Source organism: Neorhodopirellula pilleata (assembly GCF_007859915.1).
Classification (GTDB): domain Bacteria; phylum Planctomycetota; class Planctomycetia; order Pirellulales; family Pirellulaceae; genus Rhodopirellula; species Rhodopirellula pilleata.
In genome coordinates, this window is record NZ_SJPM01000002.1 from 15,315 (window position 1) to 35,782 (window position 20,468).

Sequence of the window (20,468 nt, forward strand, 5' to 3'; positions counted from 1 at the left end):
TGACCCGTTGGGGTCTCGCCTGCGAGGCTCAGGCCCCTGTTCGGTATGGCTCTCAATACGGTGGGAATCAATCAATCTCGAATTGTAAAAGCAAAGGACGTGCCATCAATCCGGCATCGGAAGCGATTCAGAAATCTCCGAAATCGCAGCAATCACGCGGTCGAGATCCGCTTCGGTCGTTCCGTGGCCGGCACTGACCCTTAGCGTGCCATGGGCTCGGGTGTCCAAATAGTCGTGCAACCGGGAAGCGCAATGATATCCGGCGCGAACGTCGATCGAAAAATCCTGGTCGAGAATCGCGGCGGCGTCCGAGGCGGGCAACATCGGTCCGAAGTCAACGCTGGCGATGGGCAGTTCCCCGCGACGGCCGACGACACGGATGCCGTCGACTTGCGCGAGTCCGTCGTGCAGTCGATTCGCCAAGACGGTAATCTCCTCTGGGATGGCTCCTGACATTGTCTGTCGCTGGACCATCCGGTCCAGTGCCGCATCCCATCCGGCGATCGCTGGGACGTTCATCGTTCCGGCTTCCAAACGGCCGGGCATGGTTGCCGGCATGTGGTCGGACAGTCCGTCTTGGCCGCTGCCGCCTTGAATCGTCGGACGAATGAGGTCGTGCAGAGGGGGCGACAGTACCAGCATCGCGATTCCCGGTGGGCCTCCACAACCTTTGTGTGCCGGCGCGGCCAAGATATCGACGCCGAGTTGTTGGACGTTGATGGGAAAGTAGCCGAACGTTTGAGCGGCGTCACACAAAAACCAAATGCGGTCTTGTTCATGACCCGATTGACGACGTGTCTCATTGATTCTTGCGATTGCTCGGGACAATTCCGCAACCGGTTGGATGATTCCGGTCACATTGGACGCGTGAGTCAATGCAATCATTCGAGTGCGTTGGGTGATCGCCTGAATCATCGCTTGTACGGACACGTCGCCGCGGGAATCACACGGCACCACGGTCACGTTGGCGGTCTGATCCGTAGAACCACTTGATGCAGGTTCAGCCGTGGCTGCGTACATGGGACGCAGGACGGAGTTGTGTTCTACCGCCGAAACGACGGCGTGATCACCCGGTCGCAAGATCCCGTGAACCGCCGCATTGATGGCCGCAGTGCAACCGGAATGAAACGTCACGCAAGCGGACGACTCCGCCTCGACGTGTTCTGTTAAACGGCGTCGGACACGATCGACAATCCGCTGAGCCTGTCGCGCGGCGGCATAGTTGCCACGCGACGCACTCGCGCCGGTGTCGACCATGAACTCCACCATCGCCTCAACCACCCCCGGAGCCTTGGGCCAACTCGTCGAGGCGTGATCCAGATACAAACGATTCGTTTTCATGCCCCCCACCAACGCCGCAGGGCCGGATACCCGGGGTCGATGCCGCTCATCACGACGGCGGCGAACATCAGCCCCAATGACATTGGAATCGGCATCAGGAGCAAACCGATCATCCCCAATGCGAACAACCAAGCGGCCGGATGACGCAATCCGTTGCCAGAAGACGACTGATTCGATTCCGAAGTCACGATCGATTTCGGTTCTTCATGATGTCCATTTCGATGAGATTTTCTTCGAGCGAGTGGAAAGATAACGGGGACAAAAACGAACGCGGTTGCCGCCACAAATACCCCAGCTCGCATGATGTGTTGGCGAGTGGTTTCGGGTATCCAACCTGGATGCAATGCCAACCGGGCAACCGGCAAGGTACGTTGCCTCCATTGAAACGTCCAACGCGGCAGATAACCCGGCGGTGTTGATAGCGACAAGAAGTCTGACCAATTACCGTCGGCTAAATCATTAACCGTGACCCCGGTGTTGGAAAGCGGAACGCTGGCGAACGATTCGGAATCTCCGGCAAAATAACGGGTCTCTTGATTCATGATGAAGCGATCCATTTCCGACCACGGTAGAACGATCGATTCATTGACATCAAATTCATCGAGCGTTACGACCGGTGGTTTGCGAACCACTGAACTTTCGGTGGAATCCGTTGGCGATTCCTGGTTGTCCGGCAACTCGTCTTGACCTACCGTTCGCCCTACCGAACGCGATAAAACATGAAAGCGTTTCAACCATGGACGCATCCAAACCGCAACTTCCTCGTCGCGTCGATCGGCCAACGCGTCTGACGAAGCCGCGATCGCTCGAACCAAACTAGATGCTAAGATTTGGCATCGCAATTCGGGCGATATCGGTGACTCGATCCAATCGGCAGCATTTGACCGAAACGGCTTGCGGACGTCGGTCGTCTCGCACCAACTGATTGTGGCGGCTTCGTCGGGATCACTCACGCCGACCAAGCTGGGCAACAATAGCGAATATGATTCATCCGGCGATAGCGGTGAATGGAAATCTCTCAATCGAAACGACGTTAACACTTCCACCGTTTGACTGAGCCGGCTTAGCGGCAACGGTACGTCCCATTGCTTTAGCTCCCGGCTGGTTGGTTCGATCGGGACTTCATGCTGACTGTAGTCATCGTCAGAATCCTGTTCGGATTCAAGTTCCTGCAGGTCGGCCGGTCGCGTCGCGGCCCAAACACCGAGCAATTCAGAAGCCCCCGAATGACTCAGCCTCACGAACGACTGATCACCGGGCCAAATGTCGAATCGGCTTATCATCAACGCCCGCGATTCATTCGGACGAACGAGCACACGATGATCGGCGTGGAGACACTTGGCGCGTCGATTCGTTTGAGGCAACGTCTCCAAATCGATCGACCATCCAGGCGAGGTCACCGCGTAGACGGAAGATGCGGAGTCATCGGGCAATCGCATCGGCGACGAAACCGTCCAACGCGGTTTTTCCACCGGTCCCGCGAAATTGCTCCGCCATCGGACCTGTTCGTTGGTCAGCCGGGTCGGAACGACCACATCAATCCGATGGCGACGCGCATCGAGAATGCGGATATCGGGAACACTGACCCGGGCCGTCTCGCTAACCGCCAAGCGGCTGACCAGTCGAAACTTGCGAACCGGTTGAGTTTCGGTCGTGACCGCTTGGGCTTCCGACGACTGGGATGCTTTTTCAAGAATAGACGATTGTTTCTCCGGCGCAGCGGAACGCAACTCGATCCGCATGACCTGCAACGCTGGGTCCAAAGTTGGTTGCCGAGACGAAACACACAATGGATCAATCTGCAATGAATCGCACCAACGGGTCGGCAGTGCCACGTCAATGAAATCGGGACAGAACTTGCTTTTGATTTCGCAATCCGTTTGAGCGGTCCATCGGCCTTCCTCCCATCGCAACGTAATTCGAGAATCCACATCGAAGAGTGAGTTAAGCTTGCGAACCCGAAACCGGGCATCGCCGACCACTCGACCGAGAGGTCCGGTCGCTGTGAATCGCTCGACGAGTACCTTCCCGGCGGTCAGCAACGCAGCGGCATCCTCCAATGGTTCGGTGATGCGTTGGGCATCGAGCGACTTGATCCATTTGAAATAAGTATCGAGTGATCGGGTAATCTGCAGATCGTGAATTTGTTCAAATTCCGCTTCATCGAGTGATGCATGGCTACCCGATACGTGCTCGAGTTCCATCCAACCCAGCTTGAATGCACCGTCGGAAGGCGATGACTTGGGTGTGTTTGGTTTGGACTTGATCGATTCATGGGGTAGCACCGCGTCGACTTCGATCACAAAACCGCTGGCCGGTCCATCGAAATACAGCGTCGTTTGATCGCCGTCGGGTGTGCGACGACGAACGACTTTCCAAGGGACCATCGTCGAGTGGGGTGTAGCATTCGCGTTAGCGGTCGTTTCGCCAGTCTTGGTCGCGATGGGTTGGGTCGCGTTATCGAGCAACTCGCTCGTCAAATCGCGAGATGGAGAGATCGCCGGCCCATCGGCTACTGCATACCGCCAATCCAAGATGCGAGCCTCCGACGGCATTCGCAATGAGTACTGAGACGTTCCCGATACTGAAATCTCCTTGGGTGAAACGGGAGGCTTGATCTCCGCTAAAAATTTGATGCGTTGCTCGGTCTCGTTGATATCAATGGCGTGCCGAGTCAACCACTGCGTTCGCGGTTTCTCTTTCGGTCGAAGTTTCAAGCTGCCGACGAATCCGACCGTGGCCCGATCGATCGATCGCAGGTATCCCGACCACTGGGAATAGAATTGATCAACAGCAAGAGGCTCGACGGGAAGCGGTTCGGACCAATTCGCTTGCACCTCGCTGGAGAAAGTCCACGCCGTCCAAGGAAGATTATCGCCCGAGATCGAAACGTTATCGCTGATGGATTCGATCGGTGACTCTCCAACCCAAACTTGAGGCAGAGCAACCTCCCAAGCGGCGTCACCGGAGGAGGCGCGAAGATCCGCCGGCGTGGGAATCGACCAACCCAAGCGGATCGGTTGTTTCGGAGACGCTAAAGAGACCATCCGCAGTGATTCAGACCCCGTCGCATTATTCGGGTCCTCGGAAATCGTCCGCCGTTCGATTCGCCAATCTTGACACAACAACTCGACGCCCGGCAGCGTCGACTGCAAACTCACGACCGCTCGTGGGGGGAGTTCGAGCCGAGGTTCCATTTCGCATTCGACGACCGTGCGATCTTTCTGTGCATAAATCCAATAGCGAATTCGCCACTGATCCGGATCGTTCCAAGGCAGCACGGCGGTTGACGAATCGTCGAACCGAAAACGAAGATTTAACGCGGACATCGTTCCCATCGCGATCGTGCGAGAATCGGACGCGAACGGATCGTTAATCGACGGTTGATCGCATGGAATGAATCGGCTCGATCTTGGTGTTTGGATCATCACCGAATGCACGTTGCGTTCGGTTTGAATCGTCAGCTCAGAAATCGCCAGCGTTGGTATCTTCACGTTGACTGATGCCCAAGGCGAATCCCAGTCGAGCTGGCAACGCAAAACCAATCGCACCGCCAAATCCTCGTCACTAGCCGTTTCGATCCACAGCCACCCGTCTTCGTCGCGACCGAAACGAGGCGGCAATCCTGCTTCGACGATGCTGTTGGCCGAGACGGAATCGAGCAAGCGAACGTCTTGAACCTGCTCGGCCTGGTAAGGCAATCGCAAGCGTTTGGCGTCGCCTATTCTCGTCAAGCCGAGGTCGACCTGTAACCGCACGCAGTCCCCGGATTGAAGAGCTTCCACCATCGCCGCCGCTTGCTCAGCCGCCGATTGTTCGTTCGCGTCGCGTTCGAGTGAACTGGTCGATCGTAATCGCAATCGATATTGGGCCTGCGCGATCAGTGCGTTTTCGATTCGCGGACCGACGTCCTTGAAAAACAGCTCGTTGTAAAATGCCTCCGGGATATAGAGTTTGTCGCCCAGAATCTCGCCGTCTTTTTTTAACGGAACCAACACATCGATCGCAGGTCTGGCCGGGTCGTTCGCATCGTACCGAGTTGGGGTGACAACACCTTTTTCGTCGTTGCCCTTACCCTTGCCCTCGACTCGATTAACTTGATCGGTCGTCTCCTGCGAATGCGCATTGGTGGGATCAAGCCACGATGACGAAAGACTCAACCAAACGGCAATGATCCAAGGCAAGATCGCCGATGATGAAAAATCAACATTGGAGTTCTCATCTCGTCCGGCATCATGAACTTGCGTCGCCGGTAAACCGGACGAACGATTCGAGCCCGCCGAGGCGTAAGTCTGCCCGCTCGGGGAAACCGAATCACCAGGCTGGCGTGGCCCGTCCAAACGGCGTAATGAAGTCCATGCGTCCGACGGCGATCGATTGGAATCGGCTTGTTCTTGATTGCGGCGAAGCCAATGCGATGTGGAACCTTGCAACGCGGCGAGCGTCAGCGGCAAGGCTACGAATGACGCCATCGGTAGGATCGTCGACGGCCACAGGATACCGGCAAGGATCGCCAAGCCGATACCCGAAGTGATGATCGGGATACCACGGATGCCCGTCATGCGGGCGAGCCCCAACAACAATAAAGCGGACAACCATCCGATTCCACCCACCATTCCGCTGGGCACTAACAGGACGGCAGTGGACGAATCCCGTAGCCACGGGATAAAGGTCGTTTGCAGTGCTAAAGTCCCAGATGCCATCGTGACTTCTTGATGGGCATCAACGACCAATTCATTCAATTCAATATCGGGGAATTCATACCAGCGATACCAACGATCGTTCGAGGCCGGAGAGATCCAATCGACGATCAAACTGACCCAGCCGGGATCCTTCGCATGGGGAATCACGGCTCCTTGACCTGGAATGATCTTGGGGGTGACAACGTTGCCGTCAAGTCGCACTTTCGTCAACTGCAAGCCTGCCGGAAAGGACAGTCGCAGATCGGAGTCCGTCCGTGCCAAACAACTTAATCGCAAGGTATCGGTGCCACCGACCGATGCGATGCACTGCAACCTTTGCTGAACGACCAAGACGGCCGGAGGTGCGAAGCGACGACGTTCGACTTCGATCCAAGGTTGATCATCGGCTTCGTAGCGAAACCTAGACCAAGTTTGGTTCATCACCGGTTGTTCCGCATTGGCGGTGAACGAATTGGCGGAGATCGCGTTGGCATTCAGCGGATTGGCTAGGGCCGGAACACCCAACAGCGAATCGGTTTGACGGCGCAACTGCAGCGACGGATCGATCCAAACCTCCGCCACTTGGGATGCCGCGTCTGGAACGTTGGGAAGCCCTAACCACACACCGTCCGATGAAGCCACACTCCCCACGATCGATCGTTGCTGGCGGCCGATTAACGTGGATTGATTGGAATGTTTCGCCGGCAAAGCAATACGGAGCTCCCATACCCCGATCGATTCGATCCATTGCCGTGCGACGTCCGAATCGGCGATCGGAATCTCCGGCTCATCCGGCCGCATGCGGATGGACCAACTCATACGAGAAGTTTGGTCGTCATCGCCGTCGCGTCCGGCAAATCGGATACGCATGCTCGAAATCACCCCTGACGTACCTTCGGTCTTGACTTCGATCGTTCGGCTCAGTGACTCCCATCGCGGGTCTGAACGTTCGGCGACGATTGGTGCACCGGAACCGCCGCCCAAACCGATGATCGAGCGAACCGATACCGATAAATCAACGTCCGGGTTTTCTAGTTCGACGAGCGGCGTCGATTCAATCGCGCCCCCAAATACGATCGCATCACCGGGTAATGGAGCAAAGAATCGCCGCTGCTCGGAATTCAGATCGGCAAATTCGATCCGCGACGGATCGATCGCCGCTTTTGCCGTCCAACTCAAGTTCGCCGGGGGAATGATCGTCGCTAACAACTGACCGGGACAGTCATTGACTCGCATCAACCATAAGGGTCCAAGCATCGTTCGTCGTTGGGGATCTTTTGCTTGGTTGTTACCAACAGATTGGTTCGAAGCCGGAACGGCGCTGGACGGGCTGCGCTCATCGGCCTGGGATGGGGATAGCGGTCGCTTCGTCGGTGCAGAGACACTGACGGGAGTCTCGGTAATTTGTGGTTCAGGAATCGCTCCGCGTCGTGCTCGAGCATTCACATACAATGTCAAACGACCGTGCTGATGCTGGTCTGTTTCGACTTCATCGGCACCGGGCCAAATCGTCAATCGACGCGATGCCCCTTGGCTCACTTGAGCGGTCACGTTCCGCCGCGCCGCGCCGACACCCACGAAATCGAATTGAAACCCGTCTTGCACCTCCAAAGTAATCGGTCGGACCGAACCAGAGGGCATTTCGACAATCAACTTGGCGCGAGCTTGGATCGACGTTTCATCCACTTCGAAACGAATTTGGTGACTAGCAAACACCAACGCATCTTGACGTTCGATCTTAATCGACCACGGGTCTTGGTCGGTCGGCGCGGGCCCCGATCCGACCCATCTTGTCGCTGTTTCGACGCTCAAGTCATTGGACTGGGCGGCAAGAACTTCAGATGAGATCGCTGGTGTTTTCGCGATGGATGATGTCGTCGATGCGATGCTCGAGCTACCGATCGTCCAGCCTCCGGGAAGTTGAAAATCCGATACCAACCGAGTCGGTTCGATGTCCAATTGCAATTGCCATGCTTGGGGCGGCACGAAAAACTGGTTGGCATCAAAGATCGGCCTCGGCAACGGCAATCGGGTACCTGAGTTCGGGACGGAACTGACGCCTTCGTATACCAGCAGCGTCGAAGTCGAACGTGGACCTTCGTTATTCGCTTTCAATTCAATCGCATCTTGATCCAATGGTATCTCGCGACCGTCGCGTTGTAGCGAAGTGAGTTCGCCACCCTCCCAGCGAATCGGAGGAAACTTAGGTTGACGATCCAAGGTCAAACGAGCCGACCATTTGAGTTGGTCACCAACCAATCGCGCCGACAGTCGACATCCGCGGACGACCGTCATTTCAGAAGGCTTGGTCGGTCGAGGTGATACGGTCAAACGGATTGTCGACTGGGGGATCGCTGCAATGCGATACCAGGCTCGGCCGATTCCTTCGGCGGTGTCGATCTTCGCGATGGATCGGATCTTCTTGAAATCAACAGGCTCGACCGTTCCCCGCTCGACATCGATGCTTTCATTGGCATCGACGGAAACATAAAAGTCCGTCACCGTGGCGTCTGGTAAGCGGATCAACCATTGCTGCCCTGAATGAGTTAGCTCGGACCGAAGCGACCAATCCATCGTTACCTCAGCACCCGGCGAGCCCACGATATAAGTGTCCCCTCGTAGGCCGCACAGGATCGACGATGGAGGAGCCGCCTCATCCGCAGTGGCGTTTGATCGCCGCACCGACAAATTCAACGGCCCCAATCGAAATCGCCGTGACGAGGAATCGCTTGGTTGGCCGGGCAAGTAAAGCGTCGTCGATAAACTTTGCAAGATCGACTCGGACGTTTGCCGAGCGTCTCCGAGCGTCGCTGGCGAATCAACCGATGTGCTTGTCACTTTGGCGAGAGCAAGACAGCGGGTGATCGGCAAATCACTCATATCGTCGTCGGCCGAATCATCATCAAGAATGGCCTGGTTAAGTTCATCGATCGAGATCGGGCGAAAGTCTTCGGGAACCAAGTCGGCGATTTGCGATCCATAAAGCCCGATCCAACGAGGAGACCGGCCACGCCAAGAAGACGTCGCTAGAGGCGAATCCGTCCGGTCGACGGCATCGACGGCATCGACTGATTCGACTGATTCGACTGTTTCGACTGTTTCCGCAGGCTCGAGTGCATCGCTTTGCGGTTCGTCCGCAATCCCACAACCGGCCCAAAAGGCCCAACAAACGACCGAAAATGAAAGCGTGACCCATCGCAATTTTAGGCGAGTGGCCGTCATCGGCTTTAATAATGCGGTCGCGATGCCTCTATGACGCGAAAGACTTGACGATCTGGCCTTCACGAAGATTCCCCTGGGAAATCACGATCGAGATCTTTGGCCGAATCGTCTGCGCGTCTTTCCTCCGGCCCGACCTTGGGTGAGTATTCACGCGTCGTACCGACGCCCACCGCAATCGGCTGATCGGCGTCTTCGATCGAATTGCCTGTGTTGCGAGTATCCCGTCGGCGACTCGACCCTGAATCGGGTTGGCGGGCTATGGATTCATCCGAACGCGGCGGCTCTTCGGGATGGTCGCTCGCACGTCGGCCACGGTTGCGAGGATGGGACGGTCGTTGACGCGCCGAGCGTGAATCGCTTTGGCGCGGACGAGTTGCATTGCCCCGAACACTTCGCGTGGTCAACACTCGCTGCCGGTTTCTCGGAACGGCGATCGCTGAAATCGCGTAGAACACCGCCACCAAACTCAGCGAGATCATTACCAACTGGGCCGTCAAGACCACGCCATCGGGGGCGATCACCATGATCCCCGCCAATCCGATCGCCAGCGCGAACGCGGCGAGCGGGTGATGAAGGGAGGGTACCCATTCGTAGGCGAGAGCCAAAATCAACACCAAGCCGCCGACGACCAGCCATAACATCGTGCGTGATACGGTGAGGGCCGAGAACGAGTAGGAATTGCCGGCGAAAAACAAGTAACGATTCCCGGGTACCGAGAACGATGAATCCAACAACGATTCGCGGATCATTTTCGCGGTCAAATCATTGGCGAGTTGATTCGCATCTCGCTGTTCCGGGGTGACTTCGTCCGCGCTGGGATCGTTCGGGACTGCCGCCGTCGTTTGCCCCAGATCAAAACCCGAGTCGATCGTCCACCGGATCAAGGCGGGGTCGCTGACCGCCGGTAGCCGTTGCATCTTCAAGCGATCTTGTTGCCATCGCATCGCGCGACCCGATTGCGACGCAGCCCAAAACAAGTGCGAATCGCTCGGAACGACCAATTGCCAATACTGCATCCCCGATCCCACCGGCAATCGAATCATCGGTTCAATCTTGGCGTACCAAGGGTTGCCTTGGTTCTCGACCCAGATCCGAACGTCGAGCAAATGGATCGTTTCCTGTTTCGCCACCGCCTGCCGGGACGTACCGGAAGGGTTGGGCATAACCGAACTTGCCGCAACCGAGGGTGAACCGTTGGCGGAAGTTTCCACCGATTGAGTGCCATCGACGGTGCGTGTCGAAGATTCAGGCTGCGGCAGATCGATCCGTAGTCCTTGAGCATCCCAGACATGCTCAGTCGGTTGTCCGTCCAATCGAACCTCGATCCGAATCGTCTTCAAAGACGCGGGTAAACCCAAACGCACCCGACTGCCGTTCTTTACCGAGGCCAACAGGTGTTCGTGGCGAAACTGCTTGCTGATCAAGCTTCGCAAATAGGAGCGAGGAATTTCGGTTTGCTGTTCTTCGCCCACGCGACTGCGCAGGAGAATCGGAACGGGAAAATCTGGGACGATCGGAAAAGACCATTGATTGATCCGATCCTCCTTCGAATCGATGATACGAAACCCAAACTCTCCGGCGTTGATCATGTCACCCAAGATCCCACCAAGTTCCGGTGAGACTCGCCACAAGGAACCGCCCGCGTCGGCAATTCCGAGCGGGAGTTGGACGAGCAACGGTGTTTTCATTGTGACACGTTCGGCCAAGGGAATCGGCAATCGAATCACCCCCGCGACGCTGCCTGCGGGATCTCCGCTACTTGCTAAGGCAGATGCGTTTGAACCGTCCGCCCTGGTGTTGAGGGTCTGAGGCAAGATCGGCTGGCGAAAGGCCAATTCAATTTGATGCGTCCCTGACGTCAACTCCGGCGAGACAATCTCCCATTCTTGGCGGGAGGCGAAATCCGAATGAACCCTCGAATCAGGCCGATCAACTAATCGGGCGATCGCGGGTTTTCCGTTCACACTGACTCTCCAGCCCGGATCGCCAGTCGTCATCGCCGAACTGGCATCGGACCCCGATGAAGTCTCATCCACAACCTTATTCTCTAGTGCATTCACTGGTTCCTGGAGAGGCGAAGGCAACGAGAAACGCAAACGACCTTCAAGATCCAATGAACTGTCGAGCGACCAGGACGACTGTGTCAACCAGTGATCTGACGACTGAACCAACCGAACGATCGAACCCCATTGCAGCTCCAACGGAAGGGGTACAAAACCTCCTTGCAACACCCAATCCGACTCAAGATTGATCAAGCGAAATGAAGGTTCCTTGATGCCATCGATTCGTTGCCACGAGGGACTTGCGGCCAAATTAACCAACCACGTTTCGCGACGTCCGCCCGTGACGGCCAAATTCACATCTGTCAAAACAGCGGTCGAATCGGACGATTTCAAACGCGGAAGCGTCAGTGATTGAAACGGTGTACCGTTGTCGGAAGATTCGGCGGCCAACTCCGCTGTGATCCGATAACGAACCGGCCATTTTCCGTCGGACGTTTCGACCTGCCACAGTGCGACCGAGTCTTCCGTGGTGATATCAATTGACGGACCGCGCGACGTCGATCCTGCGGAACTCGAACTTTCCGAAGACGGTTCAACGACGCGGATGTCCAACAATCGCCAAGACCCGAGTTCAAAACGCAACCCCGTCGGATCGATACCGCTGCCACCCCCGGCGATATCCATCGTGATCGTCGCGGCACGACGGGTCACTTCCACGTTCACGTCCGCCGTTAAACGCAGTTGCTCCTGTTTGCTCGACAACCAAATCGGAAGCTCGAATCGATTCTGGCTGAATCGAAATGGATAACTAAGTTCACCGTTCTTTTCGCCGGATTGGGACGAAACGACCGCGTCGACCCCGAGCTTGGGACGCCAACGCAAGCGATGGTCATCTGATGTGAGAATGGTTACCAAACCGCGATGGCCGATCGCGCCGATCACCTGAGGGACCGACAAAGTCCACGGCGTGTTGGCGGACGCATCGGTCGCGACCTGCCGGACTTGCAATCGCAACTGAACGGCGGAAGGAGCGGCGACCGACTGACCAGTCCACCGCACCCGGATCGGCTGTGCAGGATCAACGACTTGGATGTCCCACAGCGTCTCATCGGGGTTACCGCTGGTTGCACCGGACTTTCCAACGCCTGCATTTGAAGCCGACGCGGATGATTCACCATCGATCGAATCTCGAGTCGTTGTGGGAGCCTTGATGATCTCCGGGGGAGATAACAAAACCGAACCAGGCGGTAGAGTGAATTCAAATCCGCTGATGGGACCTCGGAGGTTTCGGGTCGACAACCGAATGTCCATCGTCAACGGTTCAGTCGGTGCCTCCCACTGGACAGTGGTTTCGGATTCGACTTCAAGAAGGTTCCCCGCGTCACGCACCGATCGTTGTAGCGACGACCATTCCAAGATCATTTCGCCGCCGCCGCATTCGATGATAAACCGGTCCGTCGAATCCACTCGGCGAACGACTTCTCGGCCACTGCCCGAAACGTCCAGCGACGCTAACACGCTCGTCGGCAACGGGGCATCGGAAGCACGCTTGCCTCCAACACCGACGTACTCAAATCCCATCGTCGTGGAGACCGCGGGAAGACTTAATTGCATCCATGATCGCCGAGGCGAATCCGTTTCGACTCGGTTTGAAAAACTCAGTTCGATCGAAACCAAACCAGACGTTTCCTCATCAATCAATGTGGACGGCAGGACTAATTGGTAACCGCCGACGGTTGGCACGGCGGCATTATCGAGCGGGCGAGTCGCAGTGCTATTGGGCGCGGCGATGAGTCCGTTGACGCCGCTCTCGTCGACGCCCACGGACGATGCGTCGGCGATAGGTTTTAAACGCACGTAAGCTTGCGACAAGATTTGATCGGACTGAAACCATCGAATCGTTGCCGGACCGAGTAGGTTGGAGTCGGCAAACCCCAAATCGACGACCACGTTGGGTCGCCCGGACTGGCGGATGGCAGAAACGTCCAAGCGAACCACAGCGGTTGCCTTCAATTCACCTCGATCGGAGACCCGATAATTCATATCGCCCGTCGGACCGGATTTGTCAGCGAGTGATCGAACTTGGACTTCTAGTTCGAGCCGCTCGAGCGTGGCGAACTGTTCGTTGGCTTGATAGCCGCGATCTCGCTTTCGCAACCGATCGATCTCTTCGAACGACATCCGCGGCATCACCACCGGCGTGCTCGATTCATCCTGAAACAAGAACGCCTGCGGACGAATGCCCTGCAACGGCCCCGACCAAGGCGAGTCAGATTGCAATAGGTTCGGCGGCGGCAAGGTGCCCGGCGGCTGCGCGGTGGCGGTGACCGCGCCATTGATCGCCGACCAAAACACCGCAACCCACGAAATGACCGCATAGCTGAGGCTGCGGATTGCCCGTCGGCAACGCTCCAAATTCCCAAGCGGATTTTTCGTCGGCGAAGTAACTCGCAACGACGGTCGATAAGCGGCGGGCAGAGCGGAAACAGCCACGGCGATGCTTCGTCACGCCGAAGTGGCGTCAACATAATAGAGAAGAGAAGGTGCGACGCGTTCCAGTTTACGCAAATTACGCGATCGGCAAAGGCAAAACCGTTGCATTGTAGGGGTAAGCCGAGCGGCAAGTCGTGAATTCGTCAAAATCGTTTTTTCCGAAGCCAACGACACCACCCAAACAGACGCTTTTTACGCACTTTCGGTTCGAAACATTCTGCCCACCCTCGAAATGCGAGCTAGTGTTCACTGGTCCAGATGAGTCTCGCCTCGGGCATTGATGAACCCGAACGACCAATTTGTCCATGCCCCCCAATGGATCCAACCTTCCATGTTCATTCGCTCCCTTTCACCCCTGAAAATCGCGTTCGACCCGGCCTGGATGATCGCTGGAATGGTCATCGCGATGTCGTCGATCGTCTTAATCGACCGTGCTTTCGGCAATGGCCCCGGATATACCGCCGCCCAGTCGCGATTGTCGTCGATCGGCAGTCCCGCCGAGCCCGCCGATCCGAATCTGACGATCGGCAGCGAAACGTGCGTGAAATGTCATGCCGGCGAAGTCAAAGTTTGGCAGTCGACGCCACACTGGCGGACGTTCGACGAACTGCACCGCCGACCGGCCGCCAAGGAAATCGCCGCCAAACTCGGGGTCGGTTCGATCAAACATGATGGCCGATGTGCCAATTGCCACTACACCCAACAAACGGACATGGCCACCGGAGACGTTCACGCGATCGCCGGGATATCGTGCGAATCCTGTCACGGGGCCGCGAAAAACTACCTCGACGTGCATCACAACTACGGCGGCGAAAATATCACGCGGGCTACCGAGTCGCCCCAACACCGAGCCGAGCGATTGCAACAAAGCATTGCCTTGGGGATGCGAAACCCGGTCAATGTGTTTCTGGTTGCCCAAAGCTGCTTGCGATGTCACACGACCGCCGACGAAGAACTCGTCAACGTCGGGGGGCACCCGACAGGTAGTCTGGAATTCGAATTCGTTTCTTGGAGCCAGGGCACGATTCGACATAATTTCGTTCGCACCGACGGGAAACAGAACGACCCCAGCTCGATCGAGCGTTTAAGGTTGATGTTCGTTTCAGGCATGATCGCCGAACTGGAAGCAAGCCTGCGGGCGACGGCCAAGGCGACTCAAAAAGCCACCTACGGGATCACGTCCGCCCAGCGAACAGCGAGAGCCGCCAAACGGATCGAGAGCGTCGCCCAAAAAATCGATTCGCCGATTCTCGATGAACTGTTGAAAATCTATGCCAGCATCGAGTTGAAGCTCAACAACGAAGCCCAACTTACGAAGGCTGCCGAGATCACGGCCCTGTTAGGATACCGATTCGCCAATGAAACCGACCCTCGATCGCTCGCCGGACTCGACGCGTTCATCCCGCCGGCGAGTCGCTGGAAATAGTCGCCAACCACTCCCCCGCAACCTAGACGATATACCGTAGCCAAACTCGCCGAGAGTTCTTGAAGTTGCGGTAATTGCGGGCCAAGGGTACTCGTACTCAATGAAATGGTACTCGTACTCGTATTCGAAACACACTGTCGATTACGAGTACTAGTGGTCTGTTGATTTAATCGTAACCCGAAGCGTCAGAGAGGGATTCAGCGCCATTAAACCCTTTGTAGGTATCCCTCGCTCACGCTTCGGGTTTCGATGAGGACTAAATCAACAGCCCACTAGTACCGCCGAGGGCTGAGTACGAGTACGAGAGCCTGGTTTCACGAGAGCCTGGTTTAATGCGAGTTCCCGGCCTCTTGATTTGGATTGCGCAACTGCAGAACCTAGGGATTCGGCTTGGGCGACGAAGTCACCGAAAGCCTTGGCGACTTTCGATATGGCGGCTGCTCATTGCCCGGCTGCGACGGTGCCGGCGAACTGTCCAACCCAATCGGAACCGCCCCAATTACTGGCCTTCCCCGCCGGCTGGACAACCGAGCGTGACGCGGCTAGGATTAGCACAAACGTTTGTGCTCCCTCGCGCCCGCGTCCCACCCCCGATGCGTGAGCGAGGGATTCATCACCATTAAGTCCATTGTAAGTATCCCTCGCTCACGCATCGGGTTTCGATGAGGACTAAATCAACAGCCCGCTAGCGGCGTGTTGATTTAATCGTAACCCGAAGCGTGAGCGAGGGATTGATCACCATTAAGTCCTTTGTATGTATCCCTCGCTCACGCTTCGGGTTTCGATGAGGACTAAATCAACAGCCCGCTAGGCGCCATCGGCTCACAAGAATTGCCTAATCCACTCAATCAACAAGCCGCATGCCCGCGCCCGCCCATCCCGTCACCCTGAAGAACGTTGCCGAAGCGGCGGGAGTCAGCGTGTCGGTGGCCTCCCGTGTGCTCAACGGCAAAGCCAAGACCTATCGGATCAGCGACGCGACCGAGACTCAGGTTCGCAAGGTCGCCCAGTCGATGGCGTTTCAGCCCAGCCAAGTGGCCCGGTCGCTGCGGACGAAACGCTCCGGCTTGATCGGCGTCGTCGTTCCAGACCTTTCGAATCCCTTCTTCGCCGCGATCGCCCGCGAAGTCACGCTCGCTGCCGAAACGGATGGGTACAGCGTGATCGTCGCCGACAGTCGCGAGACGACCGAACGCGAACGAAAACTGATCGGCGAATTGACCGCCCGCCAGATCGAAGGGCTGGTCGTTTGTCCGGTGGGGATCGATTCAGGTCACTTGATCGAGGTGCATCAATCAAAACTGCCGATCGTGTTGGTCGATCGGACTTTCTTGAACTGCGACCTGATGCAAGTGACCTCGGATCACCGTGTCGGCGCTTATCATGCGGCGGCACTGCTACTCGCTCAAGGCCATCGAACGATCGGCGTCTTGCAGGGATTGCCGGGAACTCTTCCCAATGAAGAACGTCTGGCAGGCTTGCAGACGGCGTTCGCCGAGGCGGAGGTGGTCTTCGATCCGACACTCGTTCGAGGGGACAATTTTACCGAGCGTTCAGGATACGAATCGACATCCGACTTGCTCAAGTCACGTCCGGATATTACCGCTTTGTTCGCTCTGAGTACGCCCAACGCGATGGGTGCGTTGCGGGCCGCCACCGAAATCGGCCGACGCGTTCCAGATGAATTGTCGATCGTGACGTTCGATGATTCGCCGTTCGCCGACTTGATGCAAGTTCCATTGTCGACGGTTTGCCAAGACGTCAGCAAGCTCGGAGTCAGTGCATCGAAATGGTTAATTCGAATGCTACGCGCTAAGCGTGCCTACCAACCTGCTTTGCACGAAATCAAAACAACACTCATCGATCGTCACTCCATCGTTCCTCCCCCAAGGTTGCTCTCATCATGAAACGAATGCTTGCCCTCCACTTGATCTCAGTCGGGTTTCTTTTTGCACCGCTTGCGACGCCAATTACGCTACATTTGGTCGCGGCCGAACCGGTCAAGTTGATCTTCGATACCGACATGGGCAACGATTGTGACGACGTGCTCGCCTTGGGCATGATCCACGCGTTGCAATCACGCGGTGAATGCGAATTGCTGGCCGTTACGATCACCAAAGATCACTCGCTCGCGGCGCCATTCGTGGACGTGGTGAACACGTTCTACGGACGCGGAGACATTCCGATCGGGGTTTGTGACAGTGGCGTGACGGATCACGAAGGACGGTTCAACGTCTTGGCGGCCCAGAAAGACGAGGGCGAATATCGATACGCTCATGACCTGATCACCGGCGACGATACGCCCGGCGCCGTCGACGTTTTGCGTCAAACGCTCGCCGATCAAGAGGATGGTTCCGTTGTGATCGCCCAAGTCGGCTTTTCGACCAACCTGGCGAACTTACTGCGTTCGGTCGCCGACCAACACAGCGATCTGAACGGCATCGAATTGGTCCGCAAGAAAGTACGACTGCTGTCGATCATGGCTGGTGCGTTTACCAAAATCCCCAACAACGAAGGCCAGCTATACGATCACAAAGAATACAACATCATCAAAGACATTCCTTCGGCGCAGTATTTGGTAAATCACTGGCCGCAGCCGATCGTGTGGAGCGGATTCGAGATTGGTCGCTCCTTGCCGTATCCGAGTGAAAGCATCGAGCAAGACTATCGCTACGTCGATCATCACCCACTTGCCGAAGCCTACGTGCTTTACAATCCTCCACCGCATAACCGGCCGACTTGGGATTTGACATCTGTGCTGCACGCCGTTCGACCGGATCGTGGTTACTTCGACGTATCATTACCCGGCAACGTCATTGTCGCAGCGGACGGTTTGACGACCTTTCAAGCCGATGAAGCGGGGAAGTCGCGCTACCTTCAGTTGACCGACGCCCAAAAGATTCGAACAACCGAGACGCTCGTTCAACTATCAAGCCAACCTCCGACCCAAGTCGACTGCGAGCCATGAACGTGGTTCCACGAATCACGGTGGTCGGGTCGATTAACATGGACCTTGTCGTTCAGTGTCAACGCATTCCTCAAGCCGGTGAAACGATTTTGGCCCGTTCCGCTTCTGAAATCTGCGGCGGCAAGGGGGCCAACCAAGCGGTTGCCGCTGCCTTGGCCGGGGCCAGTGTTTCTTTGGTCGGACGAGTCGGGCGGGATGCGTTTCGCGATCGGCTTTTGAATAACCTGCGAGTTCAGAACGTCGACATCACTCACGTTCGTACGGACGATCACGTTAGCAGCGGATTGGCCGTCATCTCGGTCGAAGAGTCCGGCCAGAATGCCATCACGGTGGTTCCTGGTGCCAACGGACGGGTGACTGCGAGCGATGTCCGTGACGCCGAATCGGTGATCCGATCGAGCGATCTGTTGATGTTGCAATTGGAGATCCCGATCGATGCCGTCATGGAAGCGATCCGCATCGCTCGTCAGTGCGGCGTTCGCGTGATGCTCGACCCCGCGCCCGCACCGAACCGAAATAGCCGGAAGAGCTCGATTGCGGACCAATCATCCAACCCTGAAAAAAGAACCGATTTTTGGGATGATGACTTGCTCACCGTCGATTTTTTGTGTCCCAACGAATCCGAAGCCGCCGACTTGGTCGGCCACGGCGTCGATGATCTCGTTCAAGCCGAAGCGGCCGCACGAACGTTGCACGCTCGCGGTGCCGCCAATGTGGCGATCACGATGGGGGACCGCGGCGTGATGGTCTTCAGTGAAGGCCGAGCGACCATGATCCCGGCATTTCAAGTCTCTGCCGTCGATACCACGGCGGCGGGAGACGCGTTCGCGGGCGCGTTCGCGGTGGCCTGGGCTGAAGCCGGTTGCCAAACCGCAAATATCGTCGACGCCGTTCAGTTCGCTAGCGCCGCCGGGGCGCTCGCCGCTTGCACCCACGGAGCGCAGCCGAGCATGGCCACGCGTGACCGAATCGAAGAACTCTGGAGAACCCGATGAAACGAAATCGATTCAATTCCATTTGGACAATCGCGGCGTGCCTGTCGCTCATCATGGGGTGTTCGGCGTCGAATGACCCGTCCAATGAACGCTCGGATGATCAAACCAGATCGAGCACGCAGGCCAATCCGGAATCGGCTGACGATCCGGACAAGCCACGCATCGCATTGATCATGAAGTCGCTCGCCAACGAGTTCTTCGCAACGATGGCCGAAGGTGCCAAACAACATCAAGTCGAGCACGCCGACCAATATGATTTGGTCATCAACGGAATCAAAGACGAACGGGACCTCAGTCGCCAAGTGTCGTTGGTCGAGGAGATGGTAGCGGCGGGCGTCGACGCGATCGTGATCGCTCCGGCTGATTCGAAAGCCTTGGTCCCCGTCCTGCGTCGGGCGCATCAAACCGGAGTGGTGATCGTCAACATTGACAACCGTCTTGATGCTGATGTGTTGAAACAGGAGTCCATCGCGATCCCTTTCGTCGGTCCCGATAATCTCGCAGGTGCCAAGAAAGTGGGTGATTACCTGGCCGCGAAACTGCCGGGCGAAGATCGAAAGGTTGCGATCCTGGAAGGCATCCGCACATCGTTCAACGCTCAACAACGTTTGAAAGGATTTGAAGCGGCGATGCAGGAAGCGGGAATCGAGATCGTGGCCAGCCAATCGGCCGACTGGGAGATGAGTAAAGCCAACACGATCGCTTCATCAATGTTGAGCGAACATCTCGAGATCGACGCGATCCTTGCCGCCAACGATTCGATGGCGCTCGGAGCGATCGCGGCGGTCAAAAGCGGCGGACGCGCCGGAGAAGTCCAGATCGTCGGATTCGACAATATCACCGCCGTTCGCGAAGCGATCAAGGAAGGCAAGGTCTTAGCAACCGCCGATCAACATGGTGGGGACTTGGCCGTCTTCGGAATCGAAGCGGCGTTGAAATTGATCGAAGGTCATGCCGACGCCGAAGACATTGAAACCCCCGTCGATTTGGTAACGGCGGATAGCCTGTAACTGTAATGGAGCAAACTGAAAGCTCAGTCGGATTTTTTAGAAGTCACGTCAATTGCTAGTCAATTGCTAGTCAATCGTGCTCGTGCTCAATGAATTGGTACTCGTACTCCAAACGCACTGACGAGTACGAGTACCGCCGAGGGCTGAGTACGAGTACGCGAAACCAAATCAACGCGAGTTCGCGGCCCTTCGGATTGCAAAAGCGTAACTGCGGAATTGGATTGCCGGGTCTCCGCCGAAGCGGCTACGACCCAGCCTACTCTTCACTCTTCACTCTTCACTCTTCACTCTTCACTCTTCACTCTTCACTCTTCACTCTTCACTCTTC

8 protein-coding genes are annotated in these 20,468 nt (G+C 56.6%); 5 read left to right on the forward strand and 3 right to left on the reverse strand.

What is annotated here, in order from left to right; translation table 11 throughout:
- Positions 1 to 105 precede the first annotated feature (105 nt).
- From Pla100_RS05275 to Pla100_RS05285, 3 genes are read right to left on the reverse strand one after another with little or no spacing between them, the layout of a single operon-like run.
- Entirely contained in the window at positions 106 to 1,341 is a 1,236-nt protein-coding gene (locus tag Pla100_RS05275) for an aminotransferase class V-fold PLP-dependent enzyme (RefSeq protein ID WP_146576671.1), read from the reverse strand.
- Positions 1,338 to 9,245 (reverse strand): hypothetical protein, encoded by a 7,908-nt coding sequence (locus Pla100_RS05280; RefSeq protein WP_146576672.1) that lies wholly within the window; start codon positions 9,243 to 9,245, stop codon positions 1,338 to 1,340. Before Pla100_RS05280 ends, Pla100_RS05275 begins: the two co-directional genes overlap by 4 nt.
- 59 nt (positions 9,246 to 9,304) lie before the next feature.
- The gene (locus Pla100_RS05285) at positions 9,305 to 13,741 is read right to left on the reverse strand and encodes a hypothetical protein (protein ID WP_146576673.1); all 4,437 of its coding nucleotides are present in this window, start codon (positions 13,739 to 13,741) and stop codon (positions 9,305 to 9,307) included.
- Between the two features lie 331 nt (positions 13,742 to 14,072).
- Between Pla100_RS05285 and Pla100_RS05290 the strand changes: the two genes are divergently transcribed.
- The 5 genes from Pla100_RS05290 to Pla100_RS05310 all read left to right on the forward strand — a co-directional run bounded on the left by Pla100_RS05290 (position 14,073) and on the right by Pla100_RS05310 (position 20,140).
- Complete coding sequence (locus tag Pla100_RS05290; RefSeq protein WP_231602747.1) at positions 14,073 to 15,167, forward strand: cytochrome c family protein; 1,095 nt, start codon at positions 14,073 to 14,075, stop codon at positions 15,165 to 15,167.
- Between the two features lie 860 nt (positions 15,168 to 16,027).
- Positions 16,028 to 17,074, forward strand: a complete 1,047-nt coding sequence (locus tag Pla100_RS05295) for a LacI family DNA-binding transcriptional regulator (RefSeq protein ID WP_146576674.1) — start codon at positions 16,028 to 16,030, stop codon at positions 17,072 to 17,074.
- Entirely contained in the window at positions 17,071 to 18,135 is a 1,065-nt protein-coding gene (locus Pla100_RS05300) for a nucleoside hydrolase (RefSeq protein WP_146576675.1), read from the forward strand. The genes Pla100_RS05295 and Pla100_RS05300 overlap by 4 nt, the downstream gene beginning before the upstream one ends.
- A complete protein-coding gene (rbsK, locus tag Pla100_RS05305) occupies positions 18,132 to 19,130 on the forward strand; it encodes a ribokinase (protein ID WP_146576676.1) in 999 nt (332 codons plus the stop codon). Before Pla100_RS05300 ends, rbsK begins: the two co-directional genes overlap by 4 nt.
- Positions 19,127 to 20,140, forward strand: coding sequence for a sugar ABC transporter substrate-binding protein (locus Pla100_RS05310; RefSeq protein WP_231602748.1), 1,014 nt, complete (start codon positions 19,127 to 19,129; stop codon positions 20,138 to 20,140). Before rbsK ends, Pla100_RS05310 begins: the two co-directional genes overlap by 4 nt.
- Positions 20,141 to 20,468 lie beyond the last annotated feature (328 nt).